At 70.8% G+C, this 20,920-nt stretch carries 21 protein-coding genes; 11 read left to right on the top strand and 10 right to left on the bottom strand.

What is annotated here, in order from left to right; genetic code table 11:
• The first annotated feature begins 102 nt into the window (after positions 1-102).
• The 6 genes from AB0D34_RS36870 to AB0D34_RS36845 all read left to right on the top strand — a co-directional run bounded on the left by AB0D34_RS36870 (position 103) and on the right by AB0D34_RS36845 (position 6,474).
• On the top strand, positions 103-318 hold the full coding sequence (locus tag AB0D34_RS36870; protein WP_362669875.1) for a hypothetical protein: 216 nt from the start codon (positions 103-105) through the stop codon (positions 316-318).
• Positions 319-379: 61 nt separating this feature from the next.
• A complete protein-coding gene (locus tag AB0D34_RS36865; RefSeq protein ID WP_362669872.1) occupies positions 380-598 on the top strand; it encodes a hypothetical protein in 219 nt (72 codons plus the stop codon).
• A 94-nt stretch (positions 599-692) separates the two neighbouring features.
• Positions 693-2,627 (top strand): hypothetical protein, encoded by a 1,935-nt coding sequence (locus AB0D34_RS36860; RefSeq protein WP_362669869.1) that lies wholly within the window; start codon positions 693-695, stop codon positions 2,625-2,627.
• Positions 2,628-3,441: 814 nt separating this feature from the next.
• The gene (locus tag AB0D34_RS36855) at positions 3,442-4,116 is read left to right on the top strand and encodes a hypothetical protein (protein ID WP_362669867.1); all 675 of its coding nucleotides are present in this window, start codon (positions 3,442-3,444) and stop codon (positions 4,114-4,116) included.
• Positions 4,117-4,265: 149 nt separating this feature from the next.
• Complete coding sequence (locus tag AB0D34_RS36850) at positions 4,266-5,441, top strand: 4-hydroxybenzoate 3-monooxygenase (RefSeq protein WP_362669864.1); 1,176 nt, start codon at positions 4,266-4,268, stop codon at positions 5,439-5,441.
• Between the two features lie 148 nt (positions 5,442-5,589).
• Positions 5,590-6,474, top strand: a complete 885-nt coding sequence (locus tag AB0D34_RS36845; protein ID WP_362669861.1) for a Bax inhibitor-1/YccA family protein — start codon at positions 5,590-5,592, stop codon at positions 6,472-6,474.
• 66 nt (positions 6,475-6,540) lie between these two features.
• Here AB0D34_RS36845 and AB0D34_RS36840 read toward each other — a convergent pair whose 3' ends face one another.
• Positions 6,541-6,771 (bottom strand): DUF4287 domain-containing protein, encoded by a 231-nt coding sequence (locus AB0D34_RS36840; protein ID WP_020137875.1) that lies wholly within the window; start codon positions 6,769-6,771, stop codon positions 6,541-6,543.
• A 102-nt stretch (positions 6,772-6,873) separates the two neighbouring features.
• Here AB0D34_RS36840 and AB0D34_RS36835 point away from each other — a divergent pair, with 102 nt between their 5' ends.
• Entirely contained in the window at positions 6,874-7,185 is a 312-nt protein-coding gene (locus tag AB0D34_RS36835) for a hypothetical protein (RefSeq protein ID WP_362669859.1), read from the top strand.
• 94 nt (positions 7,186-7,279) lie between these two features.
• Here the strand turns inward: AB0D34_RS36835 and AB0D34_RS36830 are convergent, their stop codons facing one another.
• The 3 genes from AB0D34_RS36830 to AB0D34_RS36820 form a co-directional block, all read right to left on the bottom strand.
• Entirely contained in the window at positions 7,280-8,062 is a 783-nt protein-coding gene (locus AB0D34_RS36830) for a hypothetical protein (protein WP_362670048.1), read from the bottom strand.
• 277 nt (positions 8,063-8,339) lie between these two features.
• Complete coding sequence (locus tag AB0D34_RS36825; protein WP_362669856.1) at positions 8,340-9,560, bottom strand: acetyl-CoA C-acetyltransferase; 1,221 nt, start codon at positions 9,558-9,560, stop codon at positions 8,340-8,342.
• A 255-nt stretch (positions 9,561-9,815) separates the two neighbouring features.
• Positions 9,816-10,847 (bottom strand): SGNH/GDSL hydrolase family protein, encoded by a 1,032-nt coding sequence (locus AB0D34_RS36820; protein WP_362669853.1) that lies wholly within the window; start codon positions 10,845-10,847, stop codon positions 9,816-9,818.
• Between the two features lie 162 nt (positions 10,848-11,009).
• Between AB0D34_RS36820 and AB0D34_RS36815 the strand changes: the two genes are divergently transcribed.
• Complete coding sequence (locus AB0D34_RS36815; RefSeq protein WP_362669850.1) at positions 11,010-12,398, top strand: cystathionine beta-synthase; 1,389 nt, start codon at positions 11,010-11,012, stop codon at positions 12,396-12,398.
• Between the two features lie 333 nt (positions 12,399-12,731).
• On the opposite strand, the gene AB0D34_RS36810 is transcribed toward AB0D34_RS36815, so the two are convergent.
• On the bottom strand, positions 12,732-13,562 hold the full coding sequence (locus AB0D34_RS36810; protein WP_362669847.1) for a helix-turn-helix transcriptional regulator: 831 nt from the start codon (positions 13,560-13,562) through the stop codon (positions 12,732-12,734).
• A 151-nt stretch (positions 13,563-13,713) separates the two neighbouring features.
• Between AB0D34_RS36810 and AB0D34_RS36805 the strand changes: the two genes are divergently transcribed.
• A complete protein-coding gene (locus AB0D34_RS36805; protein WP_362669845.1) occupies positions 13,714-14,475 on the top strand; it encodes an SDR family oxidoreductase in 762 nt (253 codons plus the stop codon).
• Between the two features lie 119 nt (positions 14,476-14,594).
• Here AB0D34_RS36805 and AB0D34_RS36800 read toward each other — a convergent pair whose 3' ends face one another.
• The 5 genes from AB0D34_RS36800 to AB0D34_RS36780 all read right to left on the bottom strand — a co-directional run bounded on the left by AB0D34_RS36800 (position 14,595) and on the right by AB0D34_RS36780 (position 18,380).
• Positions 14,595-15,017, bottom strand: a complete 423-nt coding sequence (locus tag AB0D34_RS36800; RefSeq protein WP_362670046.1) for a hypothetical protein — start codon at positions 15,015-15,017, stop codon at positions 14,595-14,597.
• Between the two features lie 77 nt (positions 15,018-15,094).
• Positions 15,095-16,030 (bottom strand): ABC transporter substrate-binding protein, encoded by a 936-nt coding sequence (locus AB0D34_RS36795; RefSeq protein ID WP_362669842.1) that lies wholly within the window; start codon positions 16,028-16,030, stop codon positions 15,095-15,097.
• An 11-nt stretch (positions 16,031-16,041) separates the two neighbouring features.
• Positions 16,042-16,704 carry an ABC transporter permease gene (locus AB0D34_RS36790; RefSeq protein ID WP_362669840.1) on the bottom strand — a complete coding sequence of 221 codons (663 nt, stop codon included), beginning with the start codon at positions 16,702-16,704 and terminating at the stop codon, positions 16,042-16,044.
• 3 nt (positions 16,705-16,707) lie between these two features.
• Positions 16,708-17,349, bottom strand: coding sequence for an ABC transporter permease (locus tag AB0D34_RS36785; RefSeq protein WP_362669838.1), 642 nt, complete (start codon positions 17,347-17,349; stop codon positions 16,708-16,710).
• On the bottom strand, positions 17,346-18,380 hold the full coding sequence (locus AB0D34_RS36780) for an ABC transporter ATP-binding protein (RefSeq protein ID WP_362669835.1): 1,035 nt from the start codon (positions 18,378-18,380) through the stop codon (positions 17,346-17,348). The genes AB0D34_RS36785 and AB0D34_RS36780 overlap by 4 nt, the downstream gene beginning before the upstream one ends.
• A gap of 141 nt (positions 18,381-18,521) precedes the next feature.
• Between AB0D34_RS36780 and AB0D34_RS36775 the strand changes: the two genes are divergently transcribed.
• A complete protein-coding gene (locus AB0D34_RS36775; RefSeq protein WP_362669832.1) occupies positions 18,522-20,042 on the top strand; it encodes an aromatic amino acid ammonia-lyase in 1,521 nt (506 codons plus the stop codon).
• Positions 20,043-20,047: 5 nt separating this feature from the next.
• The gene (locus AB0D34_RS36770; protein WP_362670043.1) at positions 20,048-20,899 is read left to right on the top strand and encodes a MurR/RpiR family transcriptional regulator; all 852 of its coding nucleotides are present in this window, start codon (positions 20,048-20,050) and stop codon (positions 20,897-20,899) included.
• The last annotated feature ends 21 nt before the right edge of the window (positions 20,900-20,920 follow it).

Here is a 20,920-nt window from a genome sequence, read left to right as displayed (position 1 = left end):
GTCCAATCTCGTTGGACAGCCCGTCCGACCAAGTTGGACGGAGTGTGGGGGGAACCTGACTCGGTCCGACCGGAAACGCCCATCCCTGAGGGGGAACTGACCATGATGGATGCCCACGAGCTCGAGGCCGAGTCCGCCGAACTGCTGCCGGGCCGGGAGGCCCTGGGCAAGTTGAAGTTCACCTTCAACCGGACGACGAACGTGACCAAGCACGTCGCCAACATCGAGGCGCACAACTCGTCCCTCGCCCTCAACGACCACTCGGTCGGGTCCGCGGCCGCCTCCAGCGCCTCGCAGACGATCAGCGTCACGCAGTAGCGCCCGCGCACCACCTCCACCAGCACCACCACCAGCGTCATCTTCTGAGAGGACATCTGTCATGAGCATGAACATGCACGAGCTGGACACCGAGTCCGCGGAGCTGCTGCCGGGCCGCGAGGCCCTGGGCAAGCTGAAGTTCACCTTCAACCGGACGACCAACGTCACCAAGCACATCGCCAACATCCAGGCCGACAACCAGTCCGCCGCCGTCAACGACCACTCCGCGTGGTCGGTCGCCGAGTCGCAGGCCGGGCAGACGATCTCCGTCAAGCAGTGACCCTGCGCTGACGACGGCCGCCGGGGCGGACCGCACCTGTGCGCGGTCCGCCCCGGCGGCCATGAGGGGGGCAGGACATGGGGGGAGACCACATATGACAGTGCTCGGAGACGGGACCCCGACGCTGTACGACCCCGGGCCGGTGCCCGGGCCCGGCGGCCGGCCGGTGACCTACGAGCAGGTGGCGACGGGCAGCCTGCCGGTCGTCGAACAGCAGCTGGTGCCGCGGCTGAGCGCGGGGCTTCAACTGCACGGCGAGTACCAGGGATCGGGGTTCACCGAGCCCAAGTACATCGCCCGTCGGGGGGACGGGCAGGTCGTGCAGCTGTCACGGCTGCTGTATCTCGTGGCGTCGTCCGTGGACGGCGTACGCGACATCGAGTCGATCGCCCACCGGGTGAGCGCGAGATTCGGCCGCGAGGTCAGCGGCGAGAACATCCGCTACCTGGTGGAGAAGAAGCTCGAACCACTCGGGGTGACGGTCCCCGAGGGCCAGGAGAGCGACGAGGTCGACGCACCGCGCTCCGACCTGCTGCTCGCCCTCAAGGGCCACCGGGTCATCTTCAACGAGCGCCGTACGGCACGGATCGCGCGGATGTTCACGTGGCTGCACCGGCCGGTCGTGGTCGCGGTCATGATGGCGGCGGCCGTGGCCATGGACGTCTGGCTGTTCGCCTTCTACGGGGCGATCGAACCGGTCCTGGAGGTCCTCGACCAGCCGGTGCTGATCCTGGTCGTGTTCGTCCTGACCGTGGCCTCGCTCGTCTTCCACGAGTTCGGCCACGCCTCCGCGTGCAGATACGGCGGCGCCCGGCCCGGGTGCATCGGCTGCGGGATCTTCCTGATCTGGCCGTCGATGTACACCGACGTCACCGACGTCTACCGGATCGGACGCGGCGGGCGGATCAGGACCGACCTGGGCGGGGTCTACTTCAATGTGGTCTTCATGCTGGCCATGGCCGGCCTGTACTTCGCCACGGGGGAGCCGTTCTTCCTCGCCGCGGTCTATCTCGGACACTTCGAGATCCTCGAACAGCTGATGCCGGCGGTACGCCTGGACGGCTACTACATCCTGGGCGACCTCGCGGGTGTCCCCGACCTCTACGGCAAGATCAAGCCGATCCTCCTCGGTCTGGTGCCGGGGCGGAGGGGGCGGGCCGCCCGCAAGGAGGTCGCCGGGCTGAAGAAGTCGGCGCGGACCGTCGTGGCGACCTGGGTGCTGACCATGGTGCCGTTGATCATCGGCGAGCTGGCGTACGCGCTGTGGAACCTGCCGAGGATCATCGCCACGATCACCCGGTCCATGGTCGAGCAGTTCTCCGGCACCGGGTCGGCCCTCGCGGACGGCAAGGTCGTCGAAGGACTCGTCGGGGTGCTGGGCTGTCTGATGCTGCTGATCCCGATGGGCGGGGTCGTCTATCTCACCGTGAAGATCGGGGGGCGGATCGTCCGCGCCGCGAAGCGCTCGACGGCGGGGCGGCCGAAGCTGCGGCTGGCCCTGTGCGCGTGCGTCCTCGCCGGTCTGACGGGGCTCAGTTACGCCTGGACGTCCGGGCTGACACCCCAGCCGCTCCCCAAGAAACCCCCGATCGCGCCGATCCTCCAGCCCGGGGTGTCGACGGAGGAACCGGGGCCCCGCCAGGCCACGACTCCGGACGGCAACACGTCGACGTCGGACGGGGACGGCTCCGACGACCCCGCGGGCACGGTACCCGGCGGGGTCCCGCAGTCGGACGCGGTACGCCCCTCGGGCTCCGGCGGCGCCTCCTCGCCCGGGGCGTCCAAGGGTGCGTCGGCGTCCGCCTCACCGGCACCCTCGGCGAAGGCGCCGGGCGCGTCGACCGGCGCGTCCGGCGGGCCCGCGTCCCCGACCCAGGGCACGTCGGCGGGCCCGCAGCCGTCGTCACCGGGCACGGGGCAGGGCTCTTCGACCCCCGATCCCTCCCCGACCCCGTCGGAGAGCATCCCGCCGTCCCCGCCGGACACCCCGTCCCCGTCACCGGCGAGCGGTTCACCGGGGGCGTCCTGAGGGGGCACTGCTGTGCGGGCCGATTCGAGCAATGCCTTCCCGCTCCCAGGTCCGGCCGATGGCTCGTCGGTGGGTGCCCATATCCCGGCCCAGGCCCGACGCGACCTTCCGCGCGTGCCACAGGGCCGGCCTGGAGGCGGGGCTCGGTTCTCGTCCTGGGGCCAGTGCGCCCGTCCTCTGGGGCCGGCACTGCGGCCGCGTTCTTGTCCCGGGGTCACGTTCGGCCCGGGCCTGGGGCTGGTACTGCGTCGGTGTTGCAGGGCCGCGCTCGGGTCCGCGTTTTGGGGCCTGGCCTTGGCCCGTGTTCCGGTGGCGCGCTCGGTTCTCGTTACGGGGGTGCGTTCGGCCCGGGCCTGGGGCTGGTACTGCGCCCGCGTTGCAGGGCCACGCCCGGGTCCGCTTTCCGGGGTCCGGCCTTGGCCCGCGTTCCGGGGGTGCGCTCGGTTCTCGTCCCGGTGGGGCGCTCGGCCCGGGGTCCGGGGCTGGTACTGCGCCCGCGTTGCAGGGCCACGCCCGGGTCCGCGTTCCGGGGTTCAACAAAATCGGCTCTCGTCCCGGGAGTCACGTTCGGCCCGGGTCCTGGGGGGGCGGCGGTACTGCGCCGGCGTTCGAGGCCACGCCCGGGTCCGCTTTCCGGGGCCCGGCCTCGGCCCTCGTTCCGGGTCCCGCTCGGCCCTCGTCCCGGGCCGCGCTCCGCCCGCCTCCCAGGCCGCGCTCCGCCCGCCCCCCGTAGCCCCCGTAGTGGCCGGTTCCGGCGGTCGGCTTCGTCCGTCACCCCCCACTTCCGTACGATCCATCCACCCAAGGAGATCCCTTGAGCAGCCACCGAAAACCCCGTACCACCACCCCACTCACCCGGCGTGCCATGCGTGTGGGGCTGTTCGCCGCCGGTGTCGCCGGTGTGGCGACCGCTGTGCCGGCGCAGGCCTCCACCGGCGGTCCCTCGAAGGTCGCCGTCGCCTCGGACCATGTGTTCAGCCGGGCCAACCAGCTCGACCACACGGAGTCGAAGGACTCGTTCACCATCCGCCAGTACGGCAAGGTGAGCGCAGCCAACGTGCGGAACCAGGCCAACGCGGTCTCGTCGGGCTGTTCCGCCGACGACGCCTGCCGTTCGGTCGCGCTGTCCTTCCAGATCGTCACCTTCGCCGGTGAGCAGACACGGCTCAACGCCGTGAACCTCAGTGACGCCGCCAACAAGAGCTGCACCGGCTGCCAGACCCTGGCCGGCGCCTACCAGTTCGTGGTCTCCACGCCCACCCCGCTCACCCTCGACACCGCCCACCGCCGCCAACTCGCCGACGTCCACCGCCGACTGGACACCCTGACCCGCTCCAAGATCCCCGCGACCGACCTGCGCACCCAGGCCGACGCCCTGGCCGCCGAGGTCAACGGCATCCTCAAGGACGCCGTGGACAGCGCCCCGAAGGGCGACGCCCAGGAGGACGTCACCATGCGCCGCCACCTGGACGGCTGGCCACCCCGCTGATCCGACCGCCCGTCCGGCCCACGGCAGCCTTCCGTGGGCCGGACGGACCGCGCGGACCATTGACACCGGCAGACCCGCAGCGCAGACTCACCTCGTAAAGTGAAAAAAACTTCACCATGCGAACAACGGTTCTCCGAAGGGAACGCCCGATGCGCACCACCGTCGGCATCATCGGAGCCGGCCCCGCCGGCCTCCTCCTCGCCCGCCTCCTCCACAACGCAGGCATCGACTCGGTCGTCCTGGAGAGCCGCGACCGCGCCTACGTCGAGCACCGCCAGCGTGCCGGAATCCTGGAGCAGGGCACGGTCGACGTCCTGCGCGAGGCCGGCGCCGGTGAGCGCATGGACCGCGAGGGGCTCCAGCACGACGGTATCGAGCTGCGCTATGACAAGAAGCGCCACCGCGTCGACTTCCCCGCCCTCACCGGCGGCCGGTCCGTGATGGTCTACGCCCAGACCGAGGTCTGCAAGGACCTCATCGCCCTCCAGCTCAAGGACGGCGGCCCGCTCCTCTTCGAGGCCGAGGCCCTGGCCGTCGAGGGCGCCGACACCGACGCCCCGAAGATCCGCTTCCGGCACGAGGGGCGTGAGGACGTCCTGGAGTGCGAGTACGTCGTCGGCTGCGACGGCTCCTGGGGCGTCGCGAGGAAGGCGATCCCTGCCGAGCTGACCAAGGTCTTCGAGCGGACGTACCCCTTCGGCTGGCTCGGCATCCTCGCCGACGTCCCGCCCTCCCACGACGAACTCGTCTACGCCCGCCACGACCGCGGCTTCGCCCTGCTGTCCATGCGCTCCCCGTCCGTCTCCCGCCTCTACCTCCAGGTCCCCGAGGGCACCGACGCGGACAGCTGGGGCGACGAGGAGATCTGGGACGAGCTGGAGCGCCGCTTCGAGACCGACGACGACTGGACGCTCGACCGGGGCCCGATCACCCAGAAGTCCGTCACCCCCATGCGGTCCTACGTCCACGAGCCCATGCGGTACGGCCGCCTCTTCCTGGCCGGCGACGCGGCGCACATCGTCCCGCCCACCGGCGCCAAGGGCCTGAACCTCGCCGTGGGGGACGTCGTGACCTTCGCGAGGGCGCTGACGTACCAGAAGGAGACCGGTTCGGCCGAGCGCCTCGACGCCTACTCCGAGACCTGCCTGCGCCGGGTGTGGCAGGCCGAACGGTTCTCGTACGACATGACGAGCCTCCTGCACCGGGCGCCCGAGGCCACTCCCTTCGAGGACCGGATGCAGCGGGCCCGGCTGGAGCGGATCGCCGGGTCGAAGGCGGCCGAGACGGACCTCGCGGAGGGGTACACCGGCTTCCCCTTCGAGTGAGGCCCCTCCCGGTGCCGGGAATCACGCGTGCGCGTAGCGTGTTGGCCAGCACAACGAGGGAAGATCCTCCTCAAGCACTAGGGTCATTCCTTTGCCTACCCATTACTCTTGAGGCAAGGCCCACACACGGTGGCCATGGAGGAGTGAAATGAGGAGCAGCAACCCGGTCTTCTCGCGACGGGGGTTCAGCCGCGACAACGGCTACGCGGGCTTCAACACCGCGCCGCAGGCCGGGGGCGCAGCCGTAGGCGCGCAGGGCACCAACCCGTACGCGACCAACCCCTATGCGACCAACCCCTACGCCCAGGACCTTCAGCAGGGCGCGCCGCCGCAGGCCCCGGTCACCACCGGCCGGATGACGATGGACGACGTCGTCATGCGCACCGGCACCACGCTCGGCGTCCTGGTCGTCACGGCCGCGCTCGCCTGGGCGCTGCTGCCCGTCGACGACGCCAACATCGGCCGCTCGTACGGCATCGGCATCGGTGCCGCGGTCATCGGCATGGTCCTGGCGCTCGTCCAGTCCTTCAAGCGCACGGCCACGCCCGCGCTGATCGTGTCGTACGCCGCGTTCGAGGGCGTGTTCCTCGGCGTCATCTCCAGCATCGTCGACAACCGCATCGCGAGCGGCGCGGCCATGCAGGCCGTGATCGGCACGCTGGCGGTCTTCACCGCCGTACTCGTGGCGTACAAGGCCGGCTGGATCCGCGTCAACCGCCGGTTCTACGGCTTCGTCATGGCGGCCACGCTCGGCTTCGTGCTGCTGATGGTGGTCAACATGCTGTTCGCCGTCTTCGGCGGCGGTGACGGCCTCGGCTTCCGCAGCGGCGGCCTCGGCATCCTGTTCGGCATCATCGGCGTCCTGCTCGGCGCGTGCTTCCTGGCCCTCGACTTCAAGCAGGTCGAGGACGGCATCGCCTTCGGCGCGCCGAAGGAGGAGGCCTGGCTGGCGGCGTTCGGTCTGACGCTGACGCTGGTCTGGATCTACATGGAGTTCCTGAGGCTCATCGCGATCCTCAACAGCAACGACTAGCCTCCGACGGTCGTACGACGAAGGGCCCCGGGTCTGCCACCCGGGGCCCTTCGGCATGTGCGCGGCTCAGAAGTACCTGCGCGCGGCCCTCCTCAGGTCGTACTCGTGGATGATCGCCTTCGCGTGGCCGTACGCGAGGTTGTGTTCGTGGCGGAGCCAGCTGACCTTTTCCTCGAAGCGGAAGAGGGCCGGGCCTTCGTCGACGGTGCGCAGCCAGTCGGACACTTCACGACCGGTGCAATGGGGGATGCGGGCGAGCATGTTGCGGTGGGTCTCCTCGGAGAAGACTTGGGACATCGGCGCCTCCGTGCGCATGGGATGTAAGCCGGTCCTTCAGGTCACCGTGCCTGAGCGTTCGCGTGTTGGCAACAGTCCCGGTGGGACGCGTACGGTTGCGGCGTGGCTGATACCTCGCGTCTGACCCAGGCTGTGGACCACTTCGCCGACCGGTTGCGGGCCGCGCCGCAGTCCCGTTTGCAGCGGGGCGCTGCCGCTGAGGCTTTGCAGTTGGCCCGGGAGTTCGCTCGTCGGGCGCAGGTTCTGGAGGAGCCGGGGACGTCGCTGCGTGAGATGCCGGAGGCGGGGATGTTCGCCGCGGCCGACCAGATCACCGTGGCTGTGCATGACTTGGCCCTCGTGCTGGATGACGAGGGCCAGGTTGATGAGGCTGTGCGGTTGGTGGAGGAGGCGCAGAAGAGGGCGGGGGTTTGAGGTTTCGTGGCGACTGCGGGCCCGGTGGGGGCTAGTCGCGCAGTTCCCCGCGCCCCTGGGAGTTGCAGTTGCCCTGCGCCCCGAGGCGAGCCCCTCAAAGACTTGCTATGACCCTGTCCGCCAAGATGTAGACGTTCTCTTCTCCGCACGCGAACGTCAGTGTGTACGCGCCCGAGATGCCCGAGCCGCCCAGCAGGACCGGGGTCTGGCCTACGCGGAGGGCTGCCGCGAGGCGTTCGGCGGTTTCCCTGTGGCCCGGGGTCATGCAGAGGGTCGTACCGTCGGCGAAGACGTAGACGTCCAGGGTGCCGAGGGGGCCCGGGCGGACATCCGCCAGCTCGGTGCCGGAGGAGGCCAGTTCCTCCAGGGTGGCCACCGTGCGTTCGTGGTCGTTCACCATCGGTGAGGCGACCGGCACGAAGTCCGGGTGCGAGGGGTGGCGGCGGCGGGCCGCGGCCAGTTCAGGGCTGTCGGCGGCGAACTCGTCGGTGTCCGCGGTCGGCTCCGTCACCGGCTCCAGCGGCTCCAGACCCACGAAGTCGGCCTGACGGGGCAGGAACAGCTCGCTGTCGGGGAGGCCGAGCAGTGAGGGCGCGTCGGAGGCTTCACGCGACTCCTGGGCTGCCCAGAACGCCCGCGCCTCGGCGAGCTCCCGCTCCCGCTCCTCGGCGAGGGCCTCGGCAACGGCGGCGCGTATCTCGTCGACGTCAGTGGCGGGGCGGGCGGCCGGTACGAGACCCCGTACGGGCGCGGTGTTGTTCCTGGCGAGCTCGGTGTGCAGGGCGGCGACCTGCCGGCGCAGCACCATGAGGGTGCGCAGGACGGCGACGCCCACGGCGCCCGTGGCGGCCGTGGTGACCAACAAGGCGATCGGCATGGCGCTCACTGACGTACTCCCGGTTCAAAGTCGACCCCCGACTTCCTACATCAGCTTGAAGGGCGGACTATCCAACTGTCAGTGCGTAACGTCACGAAACGGACAGGACTTTGGGCCCGGGGTTTAGCGAGGGAAGGGTGTGACCTGCGGAAATCCCGCCGCGAGCGATATAGGTCACATCCTGGGGGAGATTGGATCACAAATCGGCCCAGAACCTTGGACTTTCCTTGGTTCTGGGCCAAAGGGTGGCGCTGGGTTTCCGCCTGGATACGGTCCGTCAGCTGAGGCGCTCGATGACCATGGCCATGCCCTGGCCACCACCCACGCACATCGTCTCCAGACCGAACTGCTTGTCGTGGAACTGGAGGGAGTTGATGAGGGTGCCGGTGATGCGGGCGCCCGTCATGCCGAAGGGGTGGCCCACCGCGATCGCGCCGCCGTTGACGTTCAGCTTCTCCAGCGGGATGTTCAGGTCGCGGTAGGACGGGATCACCTGGGCGGCGAACGCCTCGTTGATCTCGACCAGGTCGATGTCGTCGATCGTGAGACCGGCGCGGCGCAGGGCCTGGTTCGACGCCTCCACCGGGCCGAGGCCCATGATCTCGGGGGACAGGCCCGAGACGCCGGTCGACACGATGCGGGCGAGCGGGGTGAGGCCGAGCTCGCGCGCCTTGGTGTCGCTCATGATGACGACCGCGGCGGCGCCGTCGTTGAGCGGGCAGCAGTTGCCGGCGGTCACGAGTCCGTCGGGGCGGAAGACCGGCTTCAGGCCCTGCACGCCCTCCAGGGTGACGCCGGCGCGGGGGCCGTCGTCCTTGCTGACCACGGTGCCGTCGGGAAGCGTGACCGGGGTGATCTCGCGCTCCCAGAAGCCGTTCTTGATGGCTTCCTCGGCGAGGTTCTGCGAACGGACACCGAACTCGTCCATGTCCTGACGGGTGACGCCCTTGCTGCGGGCCAGGTTCTCCGCGGTCTGGCCCATCGCGATGTACGGGTCGGGGAGCAGGCCGTCCTCGCGCGGGTCGTGCCAGGTGGAGCCCTCGGACGCGGCGGTGGCGGCGGTGCGGGCCTGGGCCTCGGCGAAGATTGGGTTCGTGGTGTCCGGGAGGCCGTCCGAGCTGCCCTTGGCGAAGCGGGAGACCGTCTCGACACCGGCCGAGATGAAGACGTCGCCCTCGCCGGCCTTGATGGCGTGCAGGGCCATGCGGCTCGTCTGCAGCGAGGAGGAACAGTAACGGGTGATCGTGCAGCCCGGCAGGTGGTCCATGCCCATCTGTACGGCGACGATGCGGCCCAGGTTGTAGCCCTGCTCACCGCCGGGGAGGCCGCAGCCGAGCATCAGGTCGTCGATGTCGTGCGGGTCCAGCTCGGGGACCTTGGCGAGGGCGGCCTGGATGATCGTGGCGGTGAGGTCGTCGGGGCGCAGGTCCTTGAGCGAGCCCTTGACGGCGCGGCCGATGGGGGAGCGGGCGGTCGAGACGATCACGGCTTCGGGCATCACGGCTCCATTGGCGTACAGGGTGTTCTTCCGGGCGTGGTTGCTTGCGAAGTTACCCGGACGTATGGCCCGGGTCACGGGGACGGCGGTGTGACCTATGTCTAAGCGCTTGCTTGGTCCTCCGGCGGTTCAGCCGACAGGACTGCGGGCCGGTGAGGGCGTGCGTCCTGGGGGCTGCGCCCCCAGACCCCCATCGGCCCGAAGGGCCTCGTCCTCAAGCGCCGGACAGGCTGAAAGTGCCCGAACCGGCACTGTTCACTGGACGCCTGTCACGCTGGTGGGTGAAGGCTCCGTCGCCCTGACCCGCTGCCTCCGCCTGCGCTTCAGCAGGGCCCACGGGCCCCTGGGACCCGTCGGCATCGCCGCCGCGACCTCCGTGCCTGCCTCCGAGGCCGCTTCCGCCGCCGCCCTCGCCACCGGCAGGAAGCCCTCGCGGCGGGAGACGTCCGGGCGGTCCTCGTCGGCCGGCCACAGGCCGAGGGCCGCGCACACCGTGGGGAGGACCGCCATGGCCGCCGTCGCGTACCCCTCCGCGGAGGGGTGGTAGTTGTCGGGGCCGAACAGCTCGCGGGGGTTCGCCTCGAACTCCGGGCCCAGCAGGTCACCGAGGGACACCGTGCGGCCGCCCTGCTCGACCGCGCCGATCGTCTGGGCGGCCGCCAGCTGCCGGGAGGCTCTGCGGGCCAGCCACCGCAGCGGCTGCTGGACCGGCTCGATCGTGCCCAGGTCGGGGCAGGTCCCGACGACGACCTCGGCACCGGCCGTGCGCAGCCGCCGTACCGCCGAAGAGAGGTGACGGACCGAACGGGTCGCCGGCATCCGGTGGGTGACGTCGTTCGCGCCGATCATGATCACGCAGATGTCGGGCACCCGCGCGGGGTCCGACAGGACCAGCGCGACCTGGCGGTCCAGGTCGTCCGAGGTGGCCCCGGGCAGGGCGACGTTACGGAACTCCACCGGGCGCTCCGCCACCGCTGCGAGACCCGAGGCCAGCAGGGCGCCCGGGGTCTGGGCCGCCCGGTGCACCCCCTGGCCCGCGGCCGTGGAGTCGCCCAGCATCACCAGACGCAGGGGAGGTTCGCCGGGGACGGTGTAGACATGGCCGTACCGGCCCTCGGCCTGCGGGACGTGCGGCGTCGTGCCGTTGCCCACCTGCCGCTTGGCCAGCCGCACCTCCGCCAGCAGCAGGCCCATGGCCGCCGCGCCGACCAGACCGATCCCGCCGCCGCCGTATGCCGCGCCGGCCGCGATCCGCCGGGCCACCCTCGCCCTCGACATGCTCGTCATACGTCGCCGCCACCTCCGTCGTACTGGGCTACACCCACTCCTTGCCCCGCACCGACCGTGGCCCAATCCCAACGGGGAGTGAACGGCCGTCATGGCGCCCGAACAGGCCATAGGCTGGCGGAACCACTACGACCACTTCTTTTGCAGCATCCGGAGACAACGGTGCAATTCCACGACTCGATGATCAGCCTCGTCGGCAACACCCCGCTGGTGAGGCTCAACAGCGTGACCAAGGGCATTCGGGCGACCGTCCTGGCCAAGGTGGAGTACTTCAACCCCGGCGGTTCCGTGAAGGACCGCATCGCCCTGCGCATGATCGAGGCGGCGGAGGAGAGCGGCGCGCTCAAGCCCGGCGGCACGATCGTCGAGCCGACCAGCGGCAACACCGGGGTCGGACTCGCCATCGTGGCGCAGCAGAAGGGGTACAAGTGCATCTTCGTGTGCCCCGACAAGGTGAGCACGGACAAGATCAACGTGCTGCGGGCGTACGGGGCGGATGTGGTCGTCTGCCCGACCGCCGTCGACCCCGAGCACCCGGACTCGTACTACAACGTCTCCGACCGGCTGGTCCGTGAGACGCCGGGCGCGTGGAAGCCCGACCAGTACTCCAACCCCAACAACCCGCTCTCCCACTACCACTCCACCGGCCCCGAGCTGTGGGAGCAGACGGAGGGGAAGGTCACCCACTTCGTGGCGGGCGTCGGCACCGGCGGCACCATCTCCGGGACCGGCCGCTATCTGAAGGACGCGAGCGACGGCAAGGTCCAGGTCATCGGCGCCGACCCCGAAGGCTCGGTGTACTCGGGCGGCTCCGGGCGGCCGTATCTCGTCGAGGGCGTCGGCGAGGACTTCTGGCCGACGGCCTACGACCGGACCGTGGCCGACGAGATCGTCGCCGTCTCCGACAAGGACTCCTTCCAGATGACCCGCCGCCTCGCCAAGGAGGAGGGCCTGCTGGTGGGCGGCTCCTGCGGGATGGCGGTCGTGGCGGCGCTGCGGGTGGCCGAGCGGCTGGACGAGAACGGCGTGGTGGTCGTGCTGCTGCCGGACAGCGGACGCGGCTACCTCTCGAAGATCTTCAACGACGAGTGGATGGCGGACTACGGCTTCCTGGAGGACGAGGGCCCCAGCGCCCGCGTCGCCGACGTCCTGAGCGACAAGGTGCACGGCGCCATCCCCTCCCTCGTCCACATGCATCCCGACGAGACCGTCGGCCAGGCCATCGAGGTCCTGCGGGAGTACGGCGTCTCGCAGATGCCGATCGTGAAGCCGGGCGCCGGTCACCCGGACGTGATGGCCGCCGAGGTCGTCGGCTCGGTCGTCGAACGCGAACTGCTCGACGCCCTGTTCGCCAAGCGGGCGTCCTTGGAGGACCCGCTGGAGAAGCACATGTCGGCCCCGCTGCCCCAGGTCGGCTCCGGCGAACCGGTCGGTGACCTGATGCAGGTGCTGGGTTCCGCGGACGCGGCGATCGTCCTCGTCGAGGGCAAGCCCACCGGAGTCATCAGCCGGCAGGATCTGCTGGCCTTCCTCGCCAAGGGCGGCAAGTGACGGCAAACGTCCGGTGAACGGGGCGTGGACGTGGTGAAGTTGCGGTTTCCCACCCATCGGGTGGGGTTCGCGGAACTGGTACGAGCGCGTCACGTCCACGCAGCACACGCTTAACACGGGTCCGGCACATTAGTGGATGTCGGCAGGGCGGGAGCGGCTCCCCGCCCAGGCCGGCACCGAACGTCCAAGGACCTCCGGAGCGGCTCCCGGACCTCCAAGGACGCCGGACGTCAGACCTGGCCCTGACCCGGTCGACGTCCCTCGCGGGGACCGCCGTCGTCCCGCCCCCCGGTAACGGGGGTGCGGCGGTCCCCGCGCACAATCTTTCCCGGTTCAGTGGGCGGTCGCCCAACTTCCCAGCAGCGCCAGGCGCTCAGCCGTCTCCGAGCCCGGCTCCGGGGTGTAGACCACCAGCGTCTGCTCCGGTGACTCCGGCAGCGTCAGCGACTCGTACGACAGGGTCAGCGGGCCTGCGACCGGGTGCCGGAAGCGCTTCACGCCGTACATGCACGCCCTGACCTGGTGGTCGGCCCACAGTCGGCGGAAGTCCTCGCTCTTGAGGGAGAGTTCGCCGACCAGCTCGCGCACGTCCCGGTCGTCGGCGTACTCGCCCGCCCTCAGCCGCAGGGTGGCGACGCACTGCGCGGCGACCGTGTTCCATTCGGGATAGAGGTCGCGGCCCTCGGGTTCCAGGAAGAGCTGGCGGACGACGTTGCGCCGGGCGGGAGCCAGGCGGCTGAAGCCTTGCAGGGCGTCCCCGAGGGAGTTCCAGGCGAGTGCCTCCATGGCGGGGCCGAGGACGAAGGCCGGAGTGTGCTCCATGCTGTCGAGCAGCCGCTGGACGCCGGGGCGGACACCTGGGGGTGGTGTGCTGTGGCGGTGCCTGTCCTTCTTCGGTGGCCGGGCCACCGTGCGCAGATAGGCGTGCTCGGTCCCGTCCATGCGCAGCACCCGGGCGATGGCGTCCAGGACCGCGTCGGAGACGCTCGGCCCGCGGCCCTGCTCCAGGCGGATGTAGTAGTCGACGCTCACCCCGGCCAGCTGCGCCACCTCCTCGCGGCGCAGCCCGGGCACCCGGCGCCTGCCGTACGAGGGCAGCCCCACGTCCTCGGGCTGGATGCGGGCGCGGCGCGAGCGCAGGAAGTCTCCGAGATCCCCGTCCATGGGTTCGATCGTAGGGGAGGGCCAGGATTCGAACCTGGTACTGGCAGACCCAGGAAAAGCTCATCCCTGGGTACGGCCGCCCGGGCGGCGGAGGGTGAGGGCCGAGGCCGGGGACACACCCCGGCGGACCTTTCAGCCGAGGAGCACCTGAATGTCGTACGAGAATCTGGCCGGCCGAACCGCCGTCGTCACCGGGGCCGCGAGCGGGATCGGTGAGGCGGTCGCCGTGACGCTGGCCGCGCAGGGGGCGAGGGTCGCGCTGCTGGCGCGGCGCGCGGAGCGGCTCGACGCCGTCGTGGAGAAGATCCGGGCGGACGGCGGGCAGGCGCTGGCCGTGGTCGCCGACGTCACGGACGACGCGTCGGTCGCGGCCGCGGTGGAGCGGATCCATGAGGCCTACGGGTCCGTCGACCTGGTCGTCAACAACGCGGGCGTCATGCAGCCGAACCCGATCGAGGACGCGCGCGTCGACGAGTGGCAGGCGATGATCGACACCAACCTCACCGGCGTGCTGCGGATCACCGGCGCGTTCGCCAAGGACCTCGGGGAGGCGGCGGCGCGGGGCGGCAGCGCGGATCTGGTGAACGTCTCGTCCATCGCCGCGCATCTGACCGGCTATCCCGGCGTCGCGGTGTACGGGGCGACGAAGGCCGCGGTCACGCATCTCTCGGCTCTGCTGCGGAGCGAGTTCGGGCCGCGGGGGGTACGGGTGACCAACATCGAGCCGGGGGTGACGGAGACGGAGATCGTCTCGCATCTCGACGAGGGCGGGCAGGAGATGGTCGGGGGGCTGGTCGAGGCGTTCGGCGCGTTGGCGCCGGGCGAGCTGGCGGATGTGGTCGCCTACGTTGCCAGTCGGCCTCGGCATGTGAATCTGCGGCAGGTTGTGGTGTTGCCTACGCGTCAGGTGTGAGGTTCGCCCAAGAGCTCGGGTGGGGCTGTTGTGGGGCGGGTGCGGGTTCATGGGGGCTGGTCGCGCCCGCGCGGCGGAGCCGCATGTCGATACAGCCCCGCGCCCCTACGGGGCGCCCCTCAGTCCTGCCAGTCGCTGCCGCGCCGGTCGCGGCGGCCCCGGAACAGTTCCGGGTTGGTCTTCGCTGCCTGGAAGGCGTTCACGCCCACGATGCCGGCCCAGGCCACCAGGAGGCCCGGGAGGTGGGCGATGCCGCCGCCGATCGCGGAGAGCGGGATCGCCAGCACCATGGAGACGATGCCGAAGCCGAAGCGTTCGCCGAACGAGTCGGTCGGCTTCGGTGAGCGGGCGCCGCGCGCCGTCACCATCTGCTGTTCCGCGAGCTGCCTGCGCAGCCGGCGGTCCACCGCGCCGTCGATCCGCTGGTCGACCTTCTCCAGGAACGAGTCGACCAGCGCGGACTCGTACTCCTCGCCCAGTTCCCTGCGGGCCTGCAGGGTGGCGTTGAGTTCCTTCTTGAGTTCGGGGTCCCGCGCGTCCATTCCGGTCATGGGTTCCACGGTAGGGAGCCCCGCGCCCCGCTGCACGGGGGTTAGCCCCCGTGTTCGGGGTCGGGATCTCAGGAGGTCGTCAGACCGTGCTGCTTCGCGTACGCGTTCGCCACGTCCTCCGGGTCCTTCTTGTCGTTGTCGACCTGGCTGTTGAGCTGGGTGAGCTGGGCCGTGGTCAGGATGTTGCCGAGGCGGGCGAGGGCCTTGCGGACGGTGTCGTCGGCCTTGCGGTCGGCGATCAGGGGGACGATGTGCTGGCTGGGGATGAGGTTCTTGGGGTCGGTCAGTACGACCCAGTCGTGGGCGGCGATGTCGGTGTCGGTGGTGAAGAGGTTCGCCACGTCCACGTCCCCCTTCTTCAGGGCGCCCTTGACCAGGGGGCCGTCCGAGTCGAGTGACTTGAACTCCTTGAACTCGACGCCGTACACGTCCTTCAGGCCGACCACGCCCACCTGGCGCTTCTTCACCTCGGGGGCGGCGCCGATGACCAGTTTGCCGTTCTGCTTGGCGAGGTCGGCGAGGGTGACGAGGCCGTACTTCTCGGCGGTGGCCCGGGTGACGACGAAGCAGTCGGAGTCGGCCGCCTGGCCGTAGGGGAGCACCTGGAGGCCGCCTGGCAGGGCCAGGGTGAGGGCGTTCTGCATGGTGCCCGGTTCGGCGGAGGTGTCCTTGGGGGCGAGGTAGTTGAGGAGGGCGCCCTGGTACTCGGGGAGCAGGTCGATGTCGCCCGCCTTGAGGGCGGGGATCACGATCTCTCGGGTGCCGAGGTTGGGGCGGACCTTGACCTTGACGCCGGCCTGCTGGAGCACCGCCGCGTAGAGGTAGCCGAGGACCTGGTTCTCGGTGAAGTTGGCGGTGCCGATGGTGATTCCGCCCTTGCTGGAGCCGCTGCCGCCGGAGGTGGTTCCGCCGCCGTCGAGGGAGGTGATGCCGCTGGAGCAGGCGGCGAGGGCGGGCACGGAGGCCGCTGCGAAGAGGCCGCCGAGGAGGGTGCGTCGGTTCATCTCAGGGGTCCTTAGGCGGTGCGGTGGCGGAAGAGGAAGCGCTGGAGGGCGGAGAGGAGCAGGTCGAGGGCTACGGCGATGACGGCGACCAGCACCGCGCCGCCGAGCACCTGCACGAGGTCGCGCTGGGCGAGGCCGTCGAACACGTAGCGGCCGAGGCCGCCGAAGGAGACGTAGGCCGCGATGGTCGCGGTGGCGACGACCTGGATCAGTGCCAGGCGCAGGCCGGTCATGATCAGGGGGAGCGCGAGGGGCAGTTCGACCTGGAAGAGGACCTGGTGGCCGCGCATGCCCTGGCCGCGGGCGGCGTCGCGCACGTCAGGGTCGACGGCCGTCATGCCGGCGTAGGTGTTGGTGACGATCGCAGGGACCGCGAGGGCGACGAGGGCGACGTAGACCGGGAGCATGGACAGTCCGCCGGCCAGGAAGACCAGCACGACCAGGCCGACGGTCGGCAGGGCGCGGCCGAAGGACGCGAGGTTGATCGCGAGGAAGGCGCCCTTGCCGGTGTGGCCGATGAGCAGGCCGAGGGGCAGGCCGATCGCGGCCGCGATGAGGGTCGCGAGGAGCGAGTACTGGAGGTGCTCGGCGAGGCGGTGGGCGATGCCGTCGGAGCCGGCCCACTGGGAGCCGCTGGTCAGCCACGTGCCGAGGTTCTTGAGGAGTTCGTACATCGCTCAGGCTCGCTTCCGGCGCCACGGGGTCAGGGCGTACTGCACGGCCACCAGCAGGGCGTCCGCGACCACGGCGAGGAGGATGGTCAGGACCACGCCCACGATCACCGGGGTCGGGAAGTCGCGCTGGAAGCCGTCGGTGAAGAGCTGGCCGAGACCGCCGTCGCCGATGTAGGTGGCGACCGACACCAGGGAGATCGACATGACGGTCGCGATGCGGACGCCCGCCATGATCACCGGGAGTGCCAGGGGGAGTTCGACGGTCAGGAGGGTGCGCAGAGGGCGGGTGCCCATCGCCCTCGCGGCCTCCTTGGTCTTCGCGGGGACCGAGTCGAGGCCCTCGACTGTGTTCCGCAGCAGGACGACCAGCGTGTAGACGGTCAGGCCGATCACGGTGGTGGTGCGGGTCAGGCCGCTGACCGGCAGGAGCAGCACGAAGATCGCGATCGAGGGGATCGTGAACAGGACGTTGGAGAGGCCGAGCAGGAAGCCGCGCAGGGGGCGGATCCGGTGGGCGACCACGGCGAGGGGGAGGCTGATCAGCAGGCCGAAGAAGACGGCGCTCAGGGCTGCCTGGAGGTGGGAGACCGTGAGGGTGGTCAGGTCGTCGGTGTGGCCGGAGATCCACGACCAGTCGATGGTCATGCGGCCACCCGGGCTTCCGTGTGCGCCCGGCCGGCGTGCCGGTGGACGTCGTCGCGGGAGGTGACACCGGTGAGGACGCCGTTCGCGTCCACGCGGGCGACCAGGCCGGTGGGGGAGGCCACGGACTCGTCGAGGGCGGCGAGCAGGGAGTCGCCGTCCCTGAGCGGTCGTACGGGGACTTCGGCGTCGTCGGTCGCCCAGTGCAGGGGCCTGCCTGCCGCGTCGCACACGAGGGACCAGGCGGTCCCTTCCGGCGCGGGGCCCTGCGGGACCTCGGCCAGGGTCTTCAGCGAGAGCAGCTTCAGGCCGCGCTCGGCGCCGAGGAAGTCGGCCACGAAGTCGTCGGCGGGGCGGGCGAGGAGTTCGGTGGGCGGGGCGCACTGGACGAGGTGGCCGCCGGTGCGGAAGATCGCGATGCGGTCGCCGAGGCGGACGGCCTCGTCGATGTCGTGCGTGACGAAGACGATGGTCTTGCTCAACTCCTTCTGGAGTCTGAGCAGTTCGTCCTGGAGCTGGGTGCGCACCACCGGGTCGACCGCGCCGAAGGGCTCGTCCATGAGCAGCACCGGCGGGTCGGCGGCGAGCGCGCGGGCGACGCCGACGCGCTGCTGCTGGCCGCCGGAGAGCTGGTGCGGGTAGCGCTTGCCGGACTCGGCGGTCAGGCCGACCGTCTCCAGCAGTTCCGCCGCCCTGGCCCGGGCCTTCCTGCGGCCGTGACCGAGCAGGAGCGGGACGGTGGCGATGTTGTCCAGCACCGTGCGGTGCGGGAAGAGGCCGGACTGCTGGATGACGTAGCCGATGGAGCGGCGGAGCTCGGCCGCGTCCTGCTCGGTGACGTCCTTGCCGCCGACCTTGACGGTGCCGGAGGTCGGTTCGACCATCCGGTTGATCATCCTGAGGGTGGTCGTCTTGCCGCAACCGGAAGATCCGACGAGGACGGTCACGCCGCCTTCCGGCATGTCGAGGGTGAGATCGTGCACTGCTGTCGTGCCGTTGGGGAAGCGTTTGTGGACCGCGTCGAACTGGATCATGAGATGTCCCTTGCCCGGCTGTATAACGTCATGCAGAGTTCTTGGTAGCTGAATAGTTTGTCAACGGTTCGGTGTTAATCCGAGGTAACGGATGACCGCCAGGCAAGATCAGGTGTCCGCGTTGAGGGGAGTTTGGGCAATATGTCGTCTCGGATCGTGGACTCTCCTGATCCCGTCGCGGTCGGGCACACCGGTCTGGTGATCCTCGACGGGATCGGGCTCGGTGTCGCGGACGTCGCCCGCCTCGCCGACGGGAGCGCGCGACCGGTGCCCGGGACCGACGCGATGAAGCGGGTCACCGAGTCCTGGGACGCCGCCCGGCAGATCGCCGCGACCGGACGCGTCTACGGCCGCTCGACCGGAGTCGGTGCCAACCGGAATGAGGACGTGCCCACCGAGGCGGCCGCCGAACACGGTCTGCGGCTGCTGCGCAGCCACGCCGGCGCGATCGGCGAGGAGCTCCCGGCGAGGCAGGTCCGCGCGATGCTCGCGGTCCGCGCCAACCAGCTGCTGGCGGGCGGCGCGGGACTGCGGCCGACGGTGGTGACGGCCCTGTGCGAGGCGCTGGAGAACGGGGCGTACCCGGTCGTCAACGAGTTCGGCTCGGTCGGCACCGGGGACATCGCGGCGCTCGCCCAGGCGGGGCTGGCGCTCACTGGGGAACACCCGTGGCGGGGCGTCGTCGGAGCCCCCCGGCCGCAGCCCCTCGACAACAACGACGCCCTCGCCTTCATCAGCAGCAACGCCCTCACCCTCGGGCAGGCCGCCCTCGCCCTGCACGAGCTGCGCGGGCTCGTCGAGGCCACGCAGGTCGTCGGGGCGCTGTCGCTGCTCGCCGTGGACGGCTCGCACGAGGCGTACGCCGCTCCCGTGCACGCGGCCCGGCCGCACCGCGGGTCAGCCGAAGTGGCCCGGCGGATGCGGCAGTTGATCGGCGCCGAGGACCGGCCCACGCCGCCGCTCGGCCGGATCCAGGACCCGTACGGCTTCCGCTGCCTGCCCCAGATCCACGGCCCCGCCCATGACGCGGCCGACGCCCTGGAGGAGGTCCTCACGATCGAGATCAACGCGGCCGCCGAGAACCCCCTCATCTCCCCCGAGGACATGGCCGCCTACCACCACGGCGGCTTCTACCAGGCCCAACTCGCTCTCGCCCTGGACCACTTCAGGCTCGCCCTCACCCAGGTCGCCCGGCTGTCCACGTCCCGGCTCTCCACCCTCAACGAGCCCGCCTTCACCCGCCTCAGGCCCTTCCTTGCCGACCCGGAGCCCGCCTCCTCCGGCGTGATGATCCTGGAGTACGCCGCCGGAGCCGCCCTCGGCGACCTGCGGGCCTTCTCAGCGCCCGCCTCCCTCGGCCACGCTGTACTCTCCCGAGGCGTCGAGGAACAGGCCAGCTTCGCCTCGCTCGCCGCCCGTCAGACACTGCGTGCGTGCGGCGCGTACCGTCTCGTGGTCGGCTGCGAACTCGTCGCCGCCGTAAGAGCGTTGCGCCAGCGCGACCTCAGGCCCGACCCGGACCTCCCGGTGGGCCGCGCGCTGGAGCTCGCCGAATCGGTGCTGGAGGAGGACCCGGCCGACCGGCCGCTCACGGGCGACGTGACGGCGGCGGCCGCACTGCTGGACCGGTTCACGGACATCTGGAGGGGGAGCGGGGCATGAGCGACATGGGTGGGACGGGTGTGGCGGACACTCCTGCCGGACGACTGCAGGCACTGTTCGAGGGGCACCGGCTCACACCGACCCAGCGGCGCATCGCGCACAGCATGGTGCGCCGGGCCGCCGACGTGCCGTTCCTGTCCAGCGTGGAGCTGGCCGAACTGGCCGGCGTCAGCCAGCCCTCCGTCACCCGCTTCGCCGTCGCCCTCGGCTTCGACGGCTACCCCGCCCTGCGCCGGCACCTGCGCGAGGTCGCACCCGCCGAGCAGTCGGCGGACTCGGCGTCGTACAACGAGTACCAGCAGGCCGTAGAGGCGGAGATCGAGAACCTCAGGCACCTGGCGGAGGTCCTCGCCGACCCGCGGCCGGTGCAGAAGGCAGGGCGGCTGCTCGCCGCCTCCCGCCCCCTGCCGGTGCTCGGGCTGCGGGCCGCGGCCTCACAGGCGTACGGCTTCGCGTACTTCGCCGCCAAGGTCCATCCGGACGTACGGCTGCTCAACGAGGGCGGCACGATGATCCACGACCGGATCGACGCCGCCGTCCGCGCGGGCGCCTCGACCCTGCTGTGCTTCGCGCTGCCCCGGCATCCCCGCGAGGTCGTGGACACCCTCGCCTACGCCAAGGAGGCCGGGCTCACCGTCGTCACGGTCGCGGACTCCGCCTTCGCCCCGGTCGCCAAGGTCTCCGACCTGCTGCTGCCCGCCGCCGTCGGCACGGGCCTCGCCTTCGACACGGCCTGCGCGCCGATGCTCCTCGGCCGGGTCCTCCTGGAGGCGATGTGCGACGACCTGCCGGACGCGCAGGCCCGCCTGGAGGAGTTCGACGCGCGGGCGGCGACGCGGGGGCTGTTCGTCGAGTAGGCGCTTTTTCAGACTCGTCTC

The organism is Streptomyces sp. NPDC048420, from assembly GCF_040651535.1.
Classification (GTDB): Bacteria; Actinomycetota; Actinomycetes; order Streptomycetales; family Streptomycetaceae; genus Streptomyces.
The sequence above is the reverse complement of the archived record's forward strand: the minus strand, read 5'-3'. Positions and strand labels throughout refer to the sequence as shown.

Excerpts from the sequence above, each read along its gene's own strand:
- AB0D34_RS36870 (WP_362669875.1), top strand. The coding sequence starts at position 103 with ATGATGGATGCCCACGAGCTCGAGGCCGAGTCCGCCGAACTGCTGCCG.
- AB0D34_RS36800 (WP_362670046.1), bottom strand. The coding sequence starts at position 15,017 with ATGGACGCGCGGGACCCCGAACTCAAGAAGGAACTCAACGCCACCCTG.
- AB0D34_RS36795 (WP_362669842.1), bottom strand. The coding sequence starts at position 16,030 with ATGAACCGACGCACCCTCCTCGGCGGCCTCTTCGCAGCGGCCTCCGTG.
- AB0D34_RS36820 (WP_362669853.1), bottom strand. The coding sequence starts at position 10,847 with ATGACGAGCATGTCGAGGGCGAGGGTGGCCCGGCGGATCGCGGCCGGC.
- AB0D34_RS36790 (WP_362669840.1), bottom strand. The coding sequence starts at position 16,704 with ATGTACGAACTCCTCAAGAACCTCGGCACGTGGCTGACCAGCGGCTCC.
- AB0D34_RS36850 (WP_362669864.1), top strand. The coding sequence starts at position 4,266 with ATGCGCACCACCGTCGGCATCATCGGAGCCGGCCCCGCCGGCCTCCTC.
- AB0D34_RS36780 (WP_362669835.1), bottom strand. The coding sequence starts at position 18,380 with ATGATCCAGTTCGACGCGGTCCACAAACGCTTCCCCAACGGCACGACA.
- AB0D34_RS36805 (WP_362669845.1), top strand. The coding sequence starts at position 13,714 with ATGTCGTACGAGAATCTGGCCGGCCGAACCGCCGTCGTCACCGGGGCC.
- AB0D34_RS36770 (WP_362670043.1), top strand. The coding sequence starts at position 20,048 with ATGGGTGGGACGGGTGTGGCGGACACTCCTGCCGGACGACTGCAGGCA.
- AB0D34_RS36775 (WP_362669832.1), top strand. The coding sequence starts at position 18,522 with ATGTCGTCTCGGATCGTGGACTCTCCTGATCCCGTCGCGGTCGGGCAC.
- AB0D34_RS36785 (WP_362669838.1), bottom strand. The coding sequence starts at position 17,349 with ATGACCATCGACTGGTCGTGGATCTCCGGCCACACCGACGACCTGACC.
- AB0D34_RS36810 (WP_362669847.1), bottom strand. The coding sequence starts at position 13,562 with ATGGACGGGGATCTCGGAGACTTCCTGCGCTCGCGCCGCGCCCGCATC.
- AB0D34_RS36865 (WP_362669872.1), top strand. The coding sequence starts at position 380 with ATGAGCATGAACATGCACGAGCTGGACACCGAGTCCGCGGAGCTGCTG.
- AB0D34_RS36860 (WP_362669869.1), top strand. The coding sequence starts at position 693 with ATGACAGTGCTCGGAGACGGGACCCCGACGCTGTACGACCCCGGGCCG.
- AB0D34_RS36845 (WP_362669861.1), top strand. The coding sequence starts at position 5,590 with ATGAGGAGCAGCAACCCGGTCTTCTCGCGACGGGGGTTCAGCCGCGAC.
- AB0D34_RS36840 (WP_020137875.1), bottom strand. The coding sequence starts at position 6,771 with ATGTCCCAAGTCTTCTCCGAGGAGACCCACCGCAACATGCTCGCCCGC.
- AB0D34_RS36830 (WP_362670048.1), bottom strand. The coding sequence starts at position 8,062 with ATGCCGATCGCCTTGTTGGTCACCACGGCCGCCACGGGCGCCGTGGGC.
- AB0D34_RS36825 (WP_362669856.1), bottom strand. The coding sequence starts at position 9,560 with ATGCCCGAAGCCGTGATCGTCTCGACCGCCCGCTCCCCCATCGGCCGC.